At 75.5% G+C, this 17,055-nt stretch carries 12 protein-coding genes, 3 tRNA genes and 1 pseudogene; 8 read left to right on the top strand and 8 right to left on the bottom strand.

What is annotated here, in order from left to right; genetic code table 11:
• Window positions 1-6 precede the first annotated feature (6 nt).
• On the bottom strand, window positions 7-1,170 hold the full coding sequence (locus tag HUT16_RS38225; protein ID WP_254897835.1) for a response regulator: 1,164 nt from the start codon (window positions 1,168-1,170) through the stop codon (window positions 7-9).
• Window positions 1,171-2,692: 1,522 nt separating this feature from the next.
• A pseudogene (locus tag HUT16_RS38220) lies at window positions 2,693-3,364 on the bottom strand (PAS domain-containing protein); the annotation flags it as partial.
• A 276-nt stretch (window positions 3,365-3,640) separates the two neighbouring features.
• Between HUT16_RS38220 and HUT16_RS16575 the strand changes: the two are divergent.
• From HUT16_RS16575 to HUT16_RS16565, 3 genes are all read left to right on the top strand, one after another.
• Window positions 3,641-3,731 (top strand) — tRNA-Ser (locus tag HUT16_RS16575).
• A 168-nt stretch (window positions 3,732-3,899) separates the two neighbouring features.
• A tRNA-Arg gene (locus HUT16_RS16570) sits at window positions 3,900-3,975 on the top strand.
• Window positions 3,976-4,009: 34 nt separating this feature from the next.
• Window positions 4,010-4,085 (top strand) — tRNA-Arg (locus HUT16_RS16565).
• 114 nt (window positions 4,086-4,199) lie between these two features.
• Here HUT16_RS16565 and HUT16_RS16560 read toward each other — a convergent pair.
• Both HUT16_RS16560 and HUT16_RS16555 read right to left on the bottom strand, forming a co-directional pair.
• Window positions 4,200-5,399 carry a globin domain-containing protein gene (locus HUT16_RS16560; protein ID WP_176188941.1) on the bottom strand — a complete coding sequence of 400 codons (1,200 nt, stop codon included), beginning with the start codon at window positions 5,397-5,399 and terminating at the stop codon, window positions 4,200-4,202.
• A 10-nt stretch (window positions 5,400-5,409) separates the two neighbouring features.
• On the bottom strand, window positions 5,410-5,922 hold the full coding sequence (locus HUT16_RS16555) for a globin family protein (protein ID WP_176188940.1): 513 nt from the start codon (window positions 5,920-5,922) through the stop codon (window positions 5,410-5,412).
• Window positions 5,923-6,125: 203 nt separating this feature from the next.
• Between HUT16_RS16555 and HUT16_RS16550 the strand changes: the two genes are divergently transcribed.
• From HUT16_RS16550 to HUT16_RS16540, 3 genes are all read left to right on the top strand, one after another.
• Window positions 6,126-9,731: an Ig-like domain-containing protein gene (locus HUT16_RS16550; RefSeq protein ID WP_176188939.1), complete on the top strand. Its 3,606-nt coding sequence runs from the start codon at window positions 6,126-6,128 to the stop codon at window positions 9,729-9,731.
• Between the two features lie 209 nt (window positions 9,732-9,940).
• On the top strand, window positions 9,941-11,281 hold the full coding sequence (locus HUT16_RS16545; RefSeq protein ID WP_176188938.1) for an SPFH domain-containing protein: 1,341 nt from the start codon (window positions 9,941-9,943) through the stop codon (window positions 11,279-11,281).
• Window positions 11,278-12,252, top strand: a complete 975-nt coding sequence (locus HUT16_RS16540) for a C40 family peptidase (RefSeq protein ID WP_176188937.1) — start codon at window positions 11,278-11,280, stop codon at window positions 12,250-12,252. The genes HUT16_RS16545 and HUT16_RS16540 overlap by 4 nt, the downstream gene beginning before the upstream one ends.
• A 71-nt stretch (window positions 12,253-12,323) precedes the next feature.
• Here HUT16_RS16540 and HUT16_RS16535 read toward each other — a convergent pair whose 3' ends face one another.
• Entirely contained in the window at window positions 12,324-13,280 is a 957-nt protein-coding gene (locus HUT16_RS16535; RefSeq protein WP_176188936.1) for an aldo/keto reductase, read from the bottom strand.
• A 149-nt stretch (window positions 13,281-13,429) separates the two neighbouring features.
• Between HUT16_RS16535 and HUT16_RS16530 the strand changes: the two genes are divergently transcribed.
• Both HUT16_RS16530 and HUT16_RS16525 read left to right on the top strand, forming a co-directional pair.
• Window positions 13,430-13,636, top strand: coding sequence for a hypothetical protein (locus HUT16_RS16530; RefSeq protein WP_176188935.1), 207 nt, complete (start codon window positions 13,430-13,432; stop codon window positions 13,634-13,636).
• Window positions 13,637-13,742: 106 nt separating this feature from the next.
• On the top strand, window positions 13,743-14,594 hold the full coding sequence (locus HUT16_RS16525) for a tyrosine-protein phosphatase (protein WP_176188934.1): 852 nt from the start codon (window positions 13,743-13,745) through the stop codon (window positions 14,592-14,594).
• A gap of 22 nt (window positions 14,595-14,616) precedes the next feature.
• On the opposite strand, the gene HUT16_RS16520 is transcribed toward HUT16_RS16525, so the two are convergent.
• The 3 genes from HUT16_RS16520 to HUT16_RS16510 all read right to left on the bottom strand — a co-directional run bounded on the left by HUT16_RS16520 (window position 14,617) and on the right by HUT16_RS16510 (window position 16,992).
• On the bottom strand, window positions 14,617-15,417 hold the full coding sequence (locus HUT16_RS16520; protein ID WP_254898318.1) for an RNA polymerase sigma factor SigF: 801 nt from the start codon (window positions 15,415-15,417) through the stop codon (window positions 14,617-14,619).
• Window positions 15,418-15,638: 221 nt separating this feature from the next.
• On the bottom strand, window positions 15,639-16,496 hold the full coding sequence (locus HUT16_RS16515) for an RNA polymerase sigma factor SigF (RefSeq protein WP_176188932.1): 858 nt from the start codon (window positions 16,494-16,496) through the stop codon (window positions 15,639-15,641).
• A gap of 202 nt (window positions 16,497-16,698) precedes the next feature.
• A complete protein-coding gene (locus HUT16_RS16510; RefSeq protein WP_176188931.1) occupies window positions 16,699-16,992 on the bottom strand; it encodes a Dabb family protein in 294 nt (97 codons plus the stop codon).
• Between the last annotated feature and the right edge of the window lie 63 nt (window positions 16,993-17,055).

The raw sequence follows: 17,055 nt of genomic DNA, 5'->3' as shown, positions 1-17,055 counted from the left end.
GCGGCGTCAGAACGAGGCGCCGCTGCCCGCCGTCACGGGCTGGCCCAAGGTGCCGATCCGGGCCAGCAGTTCGACGATCCGGCCCTGCACGTCCTCGGTGGTGGAGCGCTCGGCGAGGAACAGCACGTTCTCGCCGGTGCGCAACCCGGCCCGGGCCTGCGGGTCCAGGTCGGCCGAGGTGTAGACGACCAGCGGGGTGCGGTGCAGCCGGTCGTTGGCGCGCAGCCAGTCGAGCAGCCCGAGGTTGCGGCGCTCGATCCGCTGCAGGTCCAGCACCACCAGGTTCGGCTGGATGCTGCTGGCCCGGGCCACCGCCTCGTTCTCGTCGGAGGCGTGCTCGACGTGCATGCCGCGCCGCTCCAGGCTGGCCACCAGCGCCGCCGCGACCTCCGGGTCGGACTCCACCAGCAGCACCCGGGCCGCGTGGTTCTCGCCGTCCCGGGGCGCGAGCGCCCGCAGCAGCACCGCCGGGTCCGCGCCGTACGCGGCGTCCCGGGTGGCCTGGCCGAGGCCGGCGGCCAGCAGCACCGGCACCCGCCCGGCCAGTGCGGCGGTGCGCAGCGACTGCAGCGCGGTGCGGGTGATCGGGCCGGTCAGCGGGTCGACGAACAGCGCGGCGGGGGCCTGCGGCACCTGCGCGTCCACCTCCTCGCGGGAGGCGACGACGACCGGACGGAAGCCGCGGGTCTCCAGCGCGCCCCGGGTGGACGGGTCGGGCTCGGGCCACACCAGCAGCGGGCGCGGGCCGTCCGGCGCCTGGTCGCGGGCGGGGGCGAGTTCGGCGACCGGCCGGGGCGGGGTGCGCCCCTCGACCGGGGCGCCGCCGGGCAGCGCCAGGGCCGAGCCCGGGCCGCCGGTCTCGCCGGAGCCGCCCTGCGGGGCCTGCCCGTTCAGGCGCTGGCCGTTCAGCAGCGTCGGGTCGACCGCGGGCGGGGTGCTCCCGGCGGCGGGCAGCGCGTTCGCGGCGGGCGCCTGGCCGGGCGCCTGGGCACCTGGGAACGCGCCCGGGAAAGCGGCCTGGAAGCCGCCCATCGGCCGCGGCGGCAGCAGTTCGCCCAGGCCGCTGCCGACCGGCTGCGGCCGGTCCTCCCCGGCGGCGTCCGGCGCGGCGGGCAGCGCCGGTGCGGCGGGACGGGCGACCTCCAGCGCGGCCGACTCCGGCGCCCCCACCTGAGCCGCGCCGGCCTGAGCCGCGCCGGCCTGAGCCGCACCCGCCTGAGCCGCACCCGCCTGAGCCGCCCCCGCCTGGGCCGCACCGGTCCGGGCCGGGTCGGCCTGCGGGCACCGGCGGGCGCCGCGCCACCGGGCGGCGCGGGGTCGCCGGCGGGGACGGGCGGCAGGACGGCCGTGACCTCCTCCGCGCTCTCCGCCAGGTCGGCGGGCAGGGCCAGCCGCCGCCGACGCCCGGTGGGCTGGGCGGTCGGGGTGACCGGTTCCGGCGTCGAGACCGCCAGCGCGTTCTCCAGGCCGGGGTAGACCGGCGTCCCGGGGTCGGGCACGCCGGGGATGTGCAGCGCCCCGGAGCTGTCGCCGGACGAGGTCTGGGTGGCGGCCCGGCGGGCCCGGCGCCCGGAGCGGGTGGCGCCCTCGGCCGGGTCGGCGGCGACACCGCCGCCGGCGGTGTCGTCCGGCCCGGTCCGGCGCCGAGCGCGATCGGCCCGCGCGGGCCTGCCCGGCTCCCGCCGCGGCCGGCGCCCCGGCGTTCCGGGCCCGGCGCCGCCCGGAGCCCTGGGTGTCGTCGGCCCGGGCCTCGGCGCGCTCGGCGCCGGACTCGTCCGCGGCGGCTCCCGACGGCGCGTCGGCGGCCGGCCGCGGCTCGGCCGGGGCGGCCTGGCCCGGCAGGTCCGGGATCATCGCGGTGTCGGAGTCCTTGGGCACGTGCTGCTGCTTGTCCGGGCCGCCGGACGCGTCGCCGTCGGGGTCGAGCGGCAGCTCCACCACGTAGGTGGCACCGGCCCCGGCGGGCAGGTCGTGGCGCTGCAGCACCCCGCCGTGCCGCTCGACGGCGGCGCGGGCGATCGGCAGGTGGACGGCGCTGGAGCTGCGGGCGGGACCGCGGACCTCGACCCGGGCGACGTCGCCGCGCCGGGCGGCGGCCAGCACCACCATGGGGGCTGCCCGTCGGCCGGTGCGGGCCCGGCGAACGGCGCCCCGGCGCCCCGGCGGGGGCGGCCTCGCCCTCGGCCCGGGCGGGCTCGGGGACGGGCGTGACGCCGCTGACGTCGGCGACCAGGTGGGCGAGCGCCCGGGCGAGCCGCTCGCGGTCGGCGAGCACCTTCACGGCGGCGGCGTGCACCGAGTAGCGGACCCGGCCGGGCCCGACCAGTTCCCCGGCCCGTTCGACGGCGAGCTGCACGACCTCGTCCAGACCGACCCGCTCGCGCTCCAGGGCGGCCTTGCCGCGGTCGGCGGCGTCCTCGAAGCGCTGGTGCTCCAGGACGCCGTCGATCAGCCGGCCGAACCGGCGGCACTCGTCGGCGAGCCGGCGCAGCGTCCAGTTGGCCTCGGGCCACAGCTGTCCGGCGGGGTCGGCGGCGAGCGCGTCGATCCGGCCGTGCAGGGCGGTGAGCGCCCCGCCGAGCTCGGACTCCAGGACGGCGGTGAGGTGCTCGTTGCGGGCGGCGAGGGCCAGCTCGCGGGTGCGGTCGGTGAAGGTCATCACCGCGCCGACCAGCTGCTCGCCGTCCCGGACCGGGGCGGTGGTCAGGTCGACGGTGACCGGACGGCCGTCCTTGCGCCACAGCACGGTGTTGCGGATCCGGTGCTTGCGGCCGGAGTGCAGGGTGTCCACCAGCGCGGAGCTCTCGGCGGCGAGCGGGCTGCCGTCGGGCTGCGAGTGCTGGATCAGCGGGTGCAGCTCGCGGCCGCCGAGCTCGCTGGCCCGGAAGTCCAGGATGTGCGCGGCGGCCGGGTTGACCAGCACCACGCGGCCCTCCAGGTCGACGCCGAGGACACCCTCGGCGGCGGCCCGCAGGATCATCTCGGTCTGCTTGTGCTGGCGCCGCAGCTCGGACTCCACCCCCAGGCGGGCCGACATGTCGCGGACCAGGAGCAGCAGCAGGCCCTGGTCGTTGGTGGCGAAGGACAGGAAGCCGTGTGCCTCCCCGCCGCCCTCGTCGGTGAAGTCGTTGCCGGACACCTCGACGGTGAAGGCGGTGCCGTCGGTGCGGCGGGCGGTCATCCGGACCGGTCGGTCAAGGCTCTCGGTCTCGCTCGCGGGGGGCCGCATGGAACCCGGGATCCGACTGGGGTCGAACTCCGGCAGCAGGTCCAGCACGCCCATTCCGACCAGCGAGGTGCCGGGTGCCTGCAGGCTCTCCACGGCGGCCTTGTTGACGTCGACCACGGTGCCGTTGCTGTTCACCAGCAGCAGCGGGTCGGGCAGTGCATCGAGTATCGCGGCGAGGCGAGCAGCGCCTCGGGTCGGCCTGCTGCTCACGTCGACAGGTCTCCTCACGGCTTCGGGCCGCCGCTGCGACGGGCGGCTCTGGCTCTCCTCGGAGAGGGAAGTATCTCATTCTTCTTTGCGCCGTGGACGACCCGGCCAGTATCGTTGTGGTGGTTGGTGCCGGGGCCGTCGGCTATGGCATCATCGCAGTCGCACGGAACGCGCCGGAGTGCCGGTCGCGGTCCGGGTGTTGGAGGCGTCGCCTAGTCCGGTCTATGGCGCCGCACTGCTAATGCGGTTTGGGCTTTACCGTCCATCGAGGGTTCAAATCCCTCCGCCTCCGCTCACCGGGAGCCCCGTCGGTCACTGACCGGCGGGGTTCCTGCGTTGTCCGGCGGATGTCCGGGCCCGGCCGGGCCTGGCCGGGGCCCGCGGCAATCAATTTCGCCCCTGGTCGACGGTCATGTAATGTTGTCCCCGCACCGCCCAGGAGGCCAGTCCGCCGGGGCGAGCGCTCATAGCTCAACGGATAGAGCACTTGACTACGGATCAAGAGGTTGCAGGTTCGAATCCTGCTGAGCGCACCAAACTCCGCTCGCGGTTCCGCAAGGGGCCGTCCGAGCGCTCATAGCTCAACGGATAGAGCACTTGACTACGGATCAAGAGGTTGCAGGTTCGAATCCTGCTGAGCGCACCAGCCGAAGGCCCCGGGTGACCACCCGGGGCCTTCGCCGTTCCCGGGGGCGCCGGAGCGGGTGTCGTCGGCCCTGCCGTCCCCCGTTGTGGTGGTCGGGGGGCGGCAGGGCCGGCGTCAGCCGAGTTCGGTCCGGTTGATCCAGGGCACGTCGCGCTCCTCCAGGAACCACTCCGCGGGGGTGAGCGGGCGGCTGCGGTTGAAGGTGGGCGTGACGGGGTCGTGCCGGACGTGTTCGGACTCGGCGCCCTGCTCCAGGAGTTGGGCGCGGACGGCGGGGACGAGGTCGGGCGGGCCGGACAGGTGGACGTCGTGGCCGGAGCAGTCCCCGTACCCGCTCAGGCCCTCGCGCAGCAGCCGGGCGGCCTCGCTGCGGGAGGCGCCGCGGTCGGGTGCGGAGAGCACGGCGTGCAGCCAGGAGTGTTCCTTGACCAGGGCGTGCACGGTGTCCAGGTCGTACTGGTCCTCGTCCCCGCGGGCGGCGACGAAGACCGTGGTGGGCCGCCCGCCGTCCCGGGCGAGCTGTTCCAGGAGCGCCTTGACGGGGGCCCAGCCGGTACCGGCCGCGACCATCAGCAGCGGCCGGTCGGAGCCGGGGGCGAGCACGGCGTCGCCGAGCGGCGGCCCGACCCGGACGCTCTCGCCGAGCCGGACCTCGTTGACCAGCGCGGTGGACACCAGCCCGTCGGGGACCCGGCGGACGTGCAGTTCCAGGGTGTTGTCGGGGCGGGGGGCACAGGCGACGGAGTAGGGCCGCCAGACCTGCGGGCGACGGTCGGAGCAGACCGTCAGGTACTGGCCGGCGGTGTACGGGTACGGCCGGTCGGGCCGCAGGGTGAGCACCGCCAGGTCGGGGGTGGCCCGGCGGAGGTCGACGACCTCGGCGTTCCACCAGGCCGGGACGGAGTCGGGGACGGCCGCGGCGGCGTCGATCATGGCCTTGGAGATGACGGTGAAGGCCTCGAGCCAGGCCTTCTCGATCTCGGGGGTCCAGTAGTGGCCGGAGAAGTGCTTGAGCGCGGCGATCAGGCTGGCGCCGACGGCGGGGTAGTGCTCGGGCGCGGCCTGGAACTTCCGGTGGTCGCGTCCGAGTGCCGCCAGGTAGCCGGTGAGTTTCTCCGGCTCCTCCAGCCGCACCACGAGTTGGGTGAGTGCGGCGAACAGGCGGTCGCGCTGTTCGGCGAGCCTGGCCGGAAAGAGCTCTTCGACACCGGGGTTGTTGGTGAACAGGTGGGCGTAGAAGAACTTGGTCAGCTGATCGGCGCGGCGCTCGACGACGGCGAAGCTGGCGCGGATGACCGCAGGGTCGAAGGGCACCGGGAGGCTCTCAGCCCGCGGCTTCTTCGGTCATCGCCGCGCTCATGACATCCGTGACGACGCCGTAGAGCGCCGTCCACGCGGCTTCGATCTCCGGGGTCCAGGCGTCGCCCGCGAAGTGGGCGAGGGAGGCGAGCAGGCTGGCGCCGACGGCGGGGAAGTGCTCGGGGAGGGCGCCGTAGCCGGCGTGCCGGCGGCCCAGGCCCTGGAGCACGTTGACCACGGTGTCGGTGTCCTCGAGCTTGTTGACCAGGGTGCCGATGGCGGCCCAGAGGCGGTCCTGCTGCTCGTTCATGTGCTCGGCGAAGAGCTTGCGCACGCCCGGGTTGTGCTCGAACAGGTGCGTGTAGAAGTAGGCGGTGACCTCGCTGCCGTGGGGCTCGACGGCGGCGAAGCTGCTCTTGATGAGAGTGGGATCAATCGTCACGCCCGCCGACTCTACTGATAAACCCACCAATTCGAACAGGGTGATGTGACCGATGGTCAACGACTGGGCGGTAGTGCCCGATTGGTGGTTGTTCATGGGAGTTGACGGTGGGTCGGGCGGGTATCCCGATGCTGCTGACCGAGTGGCCGCCAATCGGGTGGTGTCGGATGAAATGACCGGGTGTTGCGGTATGGCCGAAACCAGATCGTGATTCCCTTTTGTCGGATCGTCATGAGCATTCGGGTGCATGGCGGTCGGACCGCGATCCAGGCGGCCGACGACACCGAGAGGAGAGCCGGATGTGCCGACAGTTCCCCCACCGGGCCCCGGCCTCCGACGCCCGCCCGGCCGACCGTGACCGGCCGCGTCCCAGGATCGGCCGGCGCACCGCCGTCCTGATCGCCACCGGCCTGCTGACCGGCGCCGTCGTGCCGCCGTCGGCCGCCCAGCAGAGCCCGGACGGCTGGTCCGCCGAGCGGCGGGCCGTGCTGCCCTCCGGCCTCGCCATCCAGTTCGACTACGCGGCCGTCCCCGGGGTGGGCGTCGACGCCGCCCCCGGCAAGCTCGCCGACCGCTCCGCCGGCGGCAGCCCCTACACCGACGGCATCCGCCCGGGCGACCCGGCCGAGACCTTCCAGGCGGCCGAGCGCCGCCCCGGCGCCGACGGCTCCTGGCACACCCTCGGCACCCTCCAGCTCTCCTTCTCCCGCCCCGTCCGCAACCCCCGACTGCACGTCAGCGGCCTCGCGGGCACCGCGACTTCGAAGAACGGCAGCACCTCCACCGACACCCGGCTGACCGTCACCGGCGGCAGCCCCGCCGCCCCCGCCCTGGTCGGCCGCACCGGCTGGCGCGGCTGGACGGTCGGCTCCGGCGAGCTGGCCCCCGCCCCCGACGCCGGGCCGCTCCCCGCGGCCGACGGCTCCGGCACCCTCGAACTCGCGGGCACCGTCTCCACCGTGTCGCTGCGCGTCGAGCAGCGCTCCACCGCCCTGGACGGCTCCACCACCCCGCCCGCCCCGCTCCGCCAGGCGTACACCGTCACCCTCGACGAGGGCCTCGGCAGCGCCCCGCAGGACTACGGGAACGTCTCGCACCTGGTGTCCGACCTGTTCCTCGGGCAGGACGCCGCCACCTCGGCGACCAGGGCCCGCCCCGGCCTCGCCCAGTCCGTCGAGTCCCCGCTGCAGCCCGGCCCGCCCGCCGACCCGCCACCGCCGTCCCCCGATGCCGGCCCGGTCGCCCCCAGCGTGGAGATCGACGGCGGGGAGAGCCGCCGCAGCCCCTGGGCCAGCCCGCCCCCGCCGCAGCTCCAGCCCGGCCGCGCCGAGTACCAGGGCGCCGACCCGACGCTGCACTTCCCCGCCGAGGCCGCCGTCGGCCGCTCCTACCACCTGGACGTGCCGGTCAACCCGGGCAGCGGCCCCGCCGTGCTGGCCGGCTGGATCGACTTCGACCACAACGGCCGCTTCGACCCGCTGGAGCGCGTCCAGACCGACGTCCCCGACGGGGCGGACCACGCCGCCCTGGAGTGGCAGGTCCCGCCCGGGGCGACCGGCGGCGACACCTGGGTCCGGCTGCGGCTGGCCCGCAGCGGCTCCCAGCTGGTCGCCCCCGGCGGCTTCGCCGACTCCGGGCAGGTCGTCGACCAGAAGATCGCCCTCTCGATCGGCGCCGCCAAGCCGCAGGTCGCCCTCCCCGTCCCCGGCACCACCACCCGGGAGACCCGCCCCGAGTTCCGCGGCGACGGCGCCGTCCCCGGGGCGAGCATCGCCGTCCAGGAGAACGGCACCACCCTGTGCACCGCCAAGGCCGGCAACGACGGCTCGTGGAACTGCCGCCCCGACGGCCCGCTGGCCGAGGGCACCCACACCCTCTCCCCGGTGGAGACCACCCGCAGCGGCATGGTGCTGCGCGGCGACGAGTTCCGGCTGACCGTCAGGACCACGCCCCCCACCGCGCCCGTGCTCACCCTGCCCGCCTACACCAACGACCCCGGCCTGCTGCTCACCGGGCTCGGCGAGCCCGGCTCCACCGTCACCGTCACCGCGGACGCCACCGGCCGGGGCGAGGGCGGCGAGCTCTGCTCCACCGCGGTCGCCGCCGACGGCACCTGGTCCTGCCTGCCGGTCGAGAACCTCGCCGACGGCCGCTACCAGCTCACCCCGCGCGCCGTCGACGGCGCGGGCAACCGCTCGGACGGCAGGGCGGCCGCCCTCACCGTCGACACCGCCGCCCCCGACCGCCCGCAGCTCACCGCCCCCGGCAGCGGCGAACTCCTGCACACCGCCCGCCCCGCACTCACCGGCCGCGCCGAGCCCGGCACCACCGTCACGGTCACCGTCGCCACCGGCCACGGCGACGAACGCACCACCGTCTGCAGCGCCGTCACCGCCCCCGACGGCACCTGGTCCTGCACCCCCGGCCGCGACCTCGCCCCCGGCGACCTCACCCTCCTCCCCACCGCCACCGACCCGGCGGGCAACGGCACCCCGGGCGACCCGGTGCCGGTCCGCGTCGCCGCCCCGGCGGGCGGGAGTGCGAGTACGAGCCCGAGTGCGAGCCCGAGTACGAGCCCGGCTGCCGAGGCCAGTGCCGGCCCGGCTGCCGAGACGAGCGCGACGGCGAGCGCCAGCGCCAGCGCCAGTACCAGCACCAGCGCCGACCCGAGCCCGAGCGCGTCGGCCTCGCCGTCCGCGTCCGACGCCCCGGCGAGTGCTCCTCCGTCGTTCCCGGCGGTGCCGGACGTGGTGGTGCCGGTGTCTCCGGAGTTGTTGCCGATCGTGGTGCCGTCGACGGACGAGCCGACCGGCGCGAGCCCGAGCCCGAGTGCGTCGGTGTCGGCCTCGCCGTCCGTCGCTGCGTCCGGTACACCGTCGGCGTCGCCGACGAGCGGTGCGAGCCCGAGCCCGAGTGCCGAACTGAGTGCGCTCCCGAGTGCGTCGTCGTCCCCGGCGGTCCCGGTGTCGCCGGAGTTGTTGCCGATCGTGGTGCCGCCGACGGACGAGCCGACCGGCGCGAGCCCGAGTGCGAGTGCGTCGGTGTCGGCCTCGCCGTCCGTCGCTGCGTCCGGTACGCCGTCGGCGTCGCCGACGAGCGGTGCGAGCCCGAGCCCGAGTGCCGAGGCGAGCGCCAGCGCCGAACCGAGTGCGTCGTCGTCCCCGGTGCCGCCGGAGCTGTTGCCGATCGTGGTGCCGCCGACGGACGAGCCGACCGGTGCGAGCCCGTCTGCTTCCGCGTCCGCTGCTCCCTCCTCGGCGGAGGGTTCGGCCGAGCCCGCGCTGACGCTGCCGGTGCCGTCGGACGTGCCGTCGCCGGTGGTGCCGAGTGTGCCGGACAAGCCGGATGTGCCGGTGGTGCCGCAGCCGTCCGAGTTGCTCGCGGTCGGGGTGCCGTCGGCCGTCCAGCCGATGGACGGCCGGGTCGCGCCGGAGCCCGCGCCGCCCGGGGCGCCGGACCGGCAGGTCGCGCTCGCGACGGCCACGCCGACCCGGGGGACGCCGGTCGCGACCACGCCGCCGCCGGTCGGCACGCCGTCGGCCGCGGTGCCGACCTCGACCCGGAAGCCTTCGGCGGCCGCGACGGTGCTGTCCGCCACGCCTCCGCCCGCCGGCTCGTCCTCGCCCGTCGCGGCGTCCGTCCCGGCCGCCCCGGCGGTGTCCTCCGACCCGGAGCCAGTGGGGGGCGACGAGCCCGCCGCGGACGCGCCGGTGGCGGGCGGGGAGTCCGCGTCCGCGCCGTCGCGGACGCAGGCCGCGCCGCCGCCGGACGCGGTGGCGGCGGCGCACCGGGCGGCGGCCACCGGGTGGCGCGGGCTGGCCTGCGGGGCGCTGCTGGTCGCGGCGGCCGTGGGGCTGTTGACCCGTCGGGTGTTCGGCCGGGGGAGTGGCTCCCGGCGTCGCTGACGGCCCGTCCGATCCGTCCCGTTCCCGATCGGCCCGCTCGTTCCCGCAGTTCAGGGCGGGCGGGCCGTCCCGCATCCACTGAACGGACAAATCGACACACCTTCTCATATGTGTCGCATTTGATGACTTATCAACTTAGCCTGAGCCTGGCGCTGCCCGGCAGGTCCGGGCTGCCCGGTGCGCGAAACTCTGACCCTTAGGACACGTGCATGGACGTCACCCGCGGCCCGTCGCCGCGAACCAACTCCTGGCCCCCCGCCGCACCCCAGCCCCCGGTCGGCGCGACCCAACTCACCAAGGCGGTCGCCAAGGCGGTGGCCAAGCCGCTGATCACGGCCGCTCCCCCGGCCGAGGAGCTCCTCGACCGGGGCCCGGACACCCAGCCGCTGCCGGTGATCGGCGCGGACGAGCCGTCCGCGTTCCCGCCCGGGCCCCGGGCCGTCGTCGAATCCGCCACCGCGGAACCCGCCGGGGCGGCCGACCGGGCCGCGTCGAGCGGGCTGCGCCGGCTCGCCGCGGCCACCGCGCGGCAGCAGGCGGCGCACCCGTCCGTCGCGGACGCCGCGACCCACCGCCGGCCGCCGCGCGCGGACCAGTCGCTGCGCGAGCGGCGGGCGTTCGTGCTGCCGGGCTGGCTGCCGCTGCTGGTGCTGCTGGCCGGGGTGGCCGGGATGCTGCTGGTGCTGGCCCGGGCCGGGGTGCTGACGGACCTGCCGGGGCTGCCCGACCTGCGCGGCGCGGCGGCGCGGGCGAGCGGGGAGGCCGAGGCCGGTGACGGGACGCTCGCCGCGGTCAGCGCGATCGGGCTGGTGATGCTGGGCGCGGTCGGCGGGCTGCTGTCCAACCCGGGCGGCGAGACCCGGGTGCTGACCCGCTGGGGCCGCTACCGGGGCACCGTCCGCCGCACCGGCCTGCTGTGGGTGAACCCGCTGGTGCGGCGCCACCGGGTGGACGTCCGGCTGCGGCACTGGCGCAGCGAGCCGGTGCGGGTCACCGACCGGGCCGGGACGCCGCTGGTGGTGCGACTGCTGGTCGTGTGGCGGGTCAAGGACACCGCCCGGGTGACGCTGGGCATCGCCGAGCACGAAACGTATCTGCGCGAGCAGGTGCAGGCCGTTCTCACCCGAACCGCCTCCCTGCTGCCGTGCGACTCCGATTCCGCGCCGGGGCCCGCGCTGCGCGACGGCCAGTGGTTCGCCGACGAGCTGACCAGGGCGCTGGCCGCCGAGACCGCTCCGGCCGGGATCGAGGTGTACTCGGTGCAGCCGCTGGCGCTGGACTACGCGCCGGAGGTCGCCGAGTCGATGCGCCGCCGCCGGTTGGCCGACCTGGACGCCGGGCTGCGGACCGTCCTGGTGGACGACGCGGTGGAGGCCGCGGCCCTCGCGGTGCGGCGCCTGGAGCGCGCCACCGCGCACGAGTTGGACGACAGCGCGCGCAGCGCCCTGATGGAGCAGCTGCTGGTCGCGTTCGTCGCCCCGGCCGGGGTCGCCGCCCCGGTGCCCGCCCCGGCGGTCCGCCCGAACCGCAAGGAAGGAAGGCCCGCGTGACGACCGCGCTCACCTCGATATCCACCGACCCCGCCGACCTCCCGGTCTTCTCCGGGGCCCCGCTGCTGGGCTTCGCCGAATCCGACGGTGCGTCAGTCTGCCGGTGCGCCGTGTGCGTCCGGTCGGCGCTCCGCACCGTCGGGTCCGGCGCGGCCGAGCGGCTCGGCCGAATACCCCGTGCCGTGCGCTCGGCCTGGCTGGCCGTCGCGGTGCTGGCGGGAGCGGGCCCGGTCGGGCTCGGTCTCGGCGCGAGCCCCGCGCAGGCGCTGCCCGCACCGTCCGGACCCGGCTGGGACGGCAGGGTCTACTGGTTCCAGAACGCGGCGGGCCAGTGGCGCTACACCCAGTGGTACGACGTCTACCTGGAGCGCACCGGCGGCTCGGGGAGCGCGCAGCCGCAGGCCCGGCCGCAGCAGCCGGCGCAGTCCTCCGGCGGTATCCGGCAGGGTTGGGACGGAACGGTCTACTGGTTCCGGAACGCGGCCGGCCAGTGGCGCTACACCAGCCACTACGACGTCTACGTCGACCGGACCGGCGACCGCGGCGCCCAGCAGTCCGGGCAGTCGTCCGCCGGGCAGTCCGTCGGGCAGCCCTCCCGGCCCGCCGCGAGCGGGGTGGAGGCGGCGGTGGCCTACGCGCTGGCGCAGCTCGGCAAGCCCTACGCGTGGGGCGGCAACGGGCCGGACGGGTTCGACTGCTCGGGCCTGGTCCAGCAGGCGTTCCGCCGGGCCGGGATCTCCACCCCGAGGGTCGCCGACGACCAGTACCGGGCCGCCACCCCGATCTCCGCGGGGCAGCTGCAACGCGGCGACCTGGTGTTTTGGTCCGGCAACGGCCGGGTCTCCGGCATCCACCACGTGGCCGTCTACCTCGGTGACGGGACGTACGTGGAGGCCCCGCGCCCGGGCAAGGACGTCCGGGTCTCCCGCCTCAACAGCGGGTACTACCCGGACTTCTTCGGCCGCTACTGAGCGGCCGGGAAGCACGGCGGCGCCCCTCCCACAGCGTGGTGGGAGGGGCGCCGCCGCCGTGTCCGGGGAGGTCAGTCGGAGGCGGCGGTGAGCAGGTCGAGCTCGGCCGCGGTCAGCTCCAGCGAGGCGGCGGCCAGCAGCGGCGGCAGCTGCTCGACGGTGCGGGCGCTGGCCAGCGGCGCCGCCACCGCGGGCTGCGCGGCCAGCCAGGCCAGCGCCACCGTGGCGGGCTGCACGCCGTGCGCGGCGGCGACCTCGTCCAGGGCGGCGAGCACCCGGGGGCCGCGCGGGTCGTCCAGGTAGGCGGACGCGCTCCGGGCCCGGGCGGAGTCGACGGCCGCGCCCGGGCGGTACTTGCCGGTCAGGAAGCCGGCGGCGAGCGCGAAGTACGGGACGACGGACAGGCCGTGCGCGGCGACCACGTCGGCCAGCGGGCCCTCGTAGGTGCCGCGGGAGACCAGGTTGTAGTGCGGCTGCACCGCCACGTACCGGGCCAGGCCCTCGCGCTCGGCGAACTCCAGCGAGGCGGCCAGCCGCTGCGGGCCGATGTTGGACGCGGCGACCTCGCGGACCTTGCCCTCGCGGACCAGCTCGTCCAGCGCCGTGACGATCTCCTCCACCGGGGTGTCCGGGTCGTCCCGGTGGGTGTAGAGCAGGTCGATCCGCTCGACGCCGAGCCGGCGCAGCGAGGCCTCCGCGCCGCGCTTGACGGTGGCCGCCCGCAGGTTGTCCAGGCCGGGCATCGAGCCGACCTTGGTGGCGATCACGAGCTGCTCGCGGTCGGCGCGGCCGCGCAGCCAGTCGCCGATCACGGTCTCCGACTCGCCGCCGGAGTTGCCCGGCGCCCAGGCCGAGTAGACGTCCGCGGTGTCGACGAAGTTGCCGCCCGCGGCGACGTACGCGTCGAGCACGGCGGCGGACTGCGCGGCGTCGGCCGTCCAGCCGAACACGTTGCCGCCGAGCGACAGCGGGGAGACCGCGAGGTCGGAGGGGCCGAGGTTCACCCGAGGGGCGTCACTGGTGGTCATGACCGGGGACAACCCGTTCGGGGCCGCCTTGATTCCGGCCGGTCGTGCGTCCACGGCCGGGTCGTCCGAGGTGAGAGGTCCGTGCAGACCGGCTCCGGTACGGGGTCCGGGGTGTCGGCGGGCGGCCCGGGGCCGCTAGAGTCCCGTCCATGGCTGACAACGACTACGACCCCGCCGGCTCCACCCAGATGTTCCGGGCGTTCGTCGACGAGGCCCCGGCCCCGCAGGCCCCGGGCACCGTCACCACTTACGGCAGCAGCAGCCGCTCCTCGTCGAGCCGCACCCCGCTGATCCTCGTCGGGGCCGTCGTGGCCCTGGCGGTCGTGGTCGGCGTGATCTGGCTGGCCGTCAAGTAACACCCCGCGCACCCGCCCGCACGGGGCCGACCGGGCATCCGGGCGGCCCCGGCGCCGGTCGTGCCTACACTGGCCCGGTCGTCCGCACCGCCGCCAGGAGGCACCCGTGACCGCGCCGTCCACCGTGACCGCCAGGAGCCTCGGCCTGGCCGCCGCCGTCAACGCCCGTGACCTGGGCGGCTACCGCACCGCGGACGGCCGCACCGTGCGCGGCGGCGCGCTGCTGCGCACCGAGGCGCTCAGCCGGCTCGGCGAGGCGGACCGGGAGCTGCTCGGCGCGCTCGGGCTGCGGCACGTGGTGGACCTGCGCAGCCTCGACGAGGTCCGCCACCTGGGCGCCGACCTCGTCCCCGGGCTGCCCCCGGCGGTGGTGCTGCCGGTGGACGCGGCGGCGACGCTCAGCGTCCCCTCGCCCGACGGCCTCGGGCCGACCCTGCACCACCTGCCGGTGTTCTCCGCGGACTTCGACCTGTACGTGGAGCTGCGCCGGGCGCTGGGCACCGGCGACCCGGCGGCGGTGCACGCCGTCCTCGGGGACGGCCGGGGCGCCGCGATGATGACCTCGATGTACCGCTGGTTCGTCACCGACGCCGTCGCCCGCTCCCGCTTCGCCACCGTCCTGCGGCTGGTCGCCGAGGCGGACGGCGCGCCGGTGCTCTTCCACTGCACGGCCGGCAAGGACCGCACCGGCTGGACGGCGGCCCTGCTGCTCACCGCCCTCGGCGTGGACCGGGAGAGCGTGCTGGCGGACTACCTGCTCACCAACGAGCGCGCCGCGGCCGTGATCGACCGCGTCGACCCGCTGATGCGGCCGCTGGCCCGCGCGGAGGCCGGCTACCTGGAGGCGGCCTTCGAGGAGCTCGCCCTCGGCTGGACGGGCTTCGAGCACTTCTGGCAGGACGGCCTGGGGCTGACCGAGGAGCACCTGGTCCGGCTCCGGCGGGCCTGCACCGTCTAGGGCCCGCGCCGCCCGGCGGGCCTCACTCCGCGGTGAGGCCCTCCCGGAGGTGGGCGAGGGTCTTGGTGAGCAGCCGGGAGACGTGCATCTGGGAGATGCCGATCTCCTCGCCGATCTGGGACTGCGTCAGGTTGCCGAAGAAGCGCAGCATGATGATCCGGCGCTCGCGGGGCGGGAGCTTGGCGAGCAGTGGCTTGAGCGACTCGCGGTACTCGACGCCTTCGAGGGCGAGGTCCTCGTAGCCGAGGCGGTCGGCGAGCGGGCCGTCGCCGCCGTCGTCCTCGGCCGGGGAGGAGTCGAGGGAGCTGGCCGTGTAGGCGTTGCCGACGGCGAGGCCCTCGACCACGTCGTCCTCGGAGACGCCGAGGTAGACGGCGAGTTCGGGGACGGTGGGGGAGCGGTCGAGGCGCTGGGAGAGCTCGTCGCCGGCCTTGGTGAGGGCGAGGCGGAGCTCCTGGAGGCGGCGCGGGACGCGCACCGACCAGCTGGTGTCCCGGAAGAAGCGCTTGATCTCGCCGACCACGGTGGGCATGGCGAAGGTGGGGAACTCGACGCCGCGGTCCGGGTCGAAGCGGTCGATGGCCTTGATCAGGCCGATGGTGCCGACCTGGACGATGTCCTCCATCGGCTCGTTGCGGCTGCGGAAGCGCGCGGAGGCGTACCGGACCAGCGGCAGGTTGAGCTCGATCAGGGTGTCCCGGACGTAGGTGTGCTCCGCGCTGCCGGACTCCAGCCCGGCGAGGCGGCGGAACAGCGAGCGGGACAGCGTGCGGGTGTCGAGGGCCCGGTCGGGGGCCTCGGCGGGACCGGCCTGGGCCGGGATCGATACGGCGACGGCTTCGGCCTGGGTTTCGACTTCGATGACCGCACTGCCCGGTTCTGTGAACACGCGCCCACCCCCTCGTGACTGTCTGTCGAACGGTCGCCACCGCGCAGTGGTTCCCGGCTGACGGGTCTGACTGCTCAATACCGGCCCACCGGCCCCGGCAAACCCGAACGTCTCGACTCGTCACCCGCCGGTGACGCGGGGAAACAGGGGGCGGCTCACTCCTCCCAGGAGTTCCCGGTGCGCAGCCGGGACAGGATCCGGGACAGCAGCCGGGAGACGTGCATCTGGGACATGCCGAGTTCGGTGGAGATCTGCGACTGGGTGAGGTTGGCGAAGAACCGCAGCATGATGATCCGCCGTTCCCGCTCGGGGAGTTGGACCAGCAGGTGGCGGACCATGTCGCGGTGCTCGACGTCGGTGAGGGCGGAGTCCTCGTAACCGAGCCGGTCGAGCAGGGCGAGGCCGCCCTCGTGCTCCTGGGCGGCCTCCAGGGAGGCGGCGTTGTAGGCGCGGCCGGCGTCCAGGCAGGCCCGGACGTCCTCCTCGGGGATGCGCAGGTTGGCAGCGATCTCGGGGACCTTGGGGGCCCGGCCGTGGGTGACGGTCAGCTCCTCCATGGCGCCGCTGACCTGGACCCACAGCTCCTGGAGCCGGCGCGGGACGTGCATGGTGCGGACGTTGTCGCGGAAGTAGCGCTTGATCTCGCCGAGGATGGTGGGCAGCGCGTAGGTGGGGAACTGGACGCCGCGCTCGGGGTCGAAGCGGTCGATGGCGTTGATCAGGCCGATGGTGCCGACCTGGACGATGTCCTCCATCGGCTCGCTGCGGCTGCGGAAGCGGGTGGCGGCGTAGCGGACCAGCGGGATGTTGGCCTCGATCAGGGCGGCGCGGACCCGGACCCGCTCGGGGGCGCCCGGCGGGAGCTCGGCGAGCCGTTCGAACAGCACCCTGGTGAGGGTGCGGACGTCCACCGCGCCGCAGGCGCCGGGTCGGCGGGAGGCGAGCTCGACCGGGTCCGGCGGGTCCTCGACCCGGTCCTCGGGCGCACTGCCCTGCTGCGTCCGCACGGACACGTCACCCTCCCTTGAGAACCACCTCGCCAATTTCCGGCAAAACCGGTCATAGCATCACAAGTCGCTCTGTGGCCGGGCAAGTACCCGGCGGAGGCGTGTTGACGGGCCGTCCAGCATTCGGCGCAGTGCCCGACGGCCCCCGTCCTCGGGTGGAGGGCAGGGGCCGCCGGGTCGTGCGTGTGCGATGGACGGTGCGGGAGGGTCAGACCTCCAGGTCGGCGATCACCCAGGTGGCGAACTCGCGCCACTGCGCCGCGGCGGCCTGGTGGGCCGGGTGGCCCAAGTACGCGGCCAGTGCCGCGCGGTCCTCGACCAGGCTGTTGATCGCGAAGTCCCGGGCGATGTCCCGCTCGGTGAAGTTCCAGCCGCACTCCCACTCGCGCAGCTCGGGGACCAGCGCGCCGAGCTCCTCGAACGCCTTGGCGCCGGCGACCGCCCGCGGGTCGTCCTTGGTGACGCCTTCGTTGAGCTTGAACAGGACCAGGTGCCGGATCACGATGCCGCTCCTCGCGGGTGAGGGAGGGCGTGCCCGCGCGGGCGAGCGCCCCCGAAGGACGAA

The organism is Kitasatospora sp. NA04385 (genome assembly GCF_013364235.1).
GTDB lineage: Bacteria > Actinomycetota > Actinomycetes > Streptomycetales > Streptomycetaceae > Kitasatospora.
The sequence above is the reverse complement of the archived record's forward strand: the minus strand, read 5'-3'. Positions and strand labels throughout refer to the sequence as shown.